The following is a 227-nucleotide window of genomic DNA, read 5'->3' as shown; positions in this document are numbered from 1 at the left end:
TGTTGTTGGATCTGTCACCGTCGCTGTTCCGTCGTCTCCTACTGTTACTTCCTTACCTGGGTTCTTCGCTTTGACTTTGTCTGCCACTTGTTTTTTCTCTTCTGGAGTTAAGTACGCTTTGTCTTTCACTGGAACTTTTTCGGTTGGTTTCACTGATTCGAAGTCTTGGTTCACTAGGTCTGTTCCTGGAATTGTATGACTGATGCCTGTTGTTGGATCTGTCACCG

General features: G+C 45.4%; 1 pseudogene. It reads right to left on the bottom strand.

The window, feature by feature from the left end:
• Nucleotides 1–227 (bottom strand): annotated as a pseudogene (locus KV696_RS09805) (hypothetical protein); the annotation flags it as partial.

It is taken from the genome of Streptococcus humanilactis (assembly GCF_019448275.1).
GTDB classification, from domain to species: domain Bacteria; phylum Bacillota; class Bacilli; order Lactobacillales; family Streptococcaceae; genus Streptococcus; species Streptococcus humanilactis.
The sequence above is the reverse complement of the archived record's forward strand: the minus strand, read 5'-3'. Positions and strand labels throughout refer to the sequence as shown.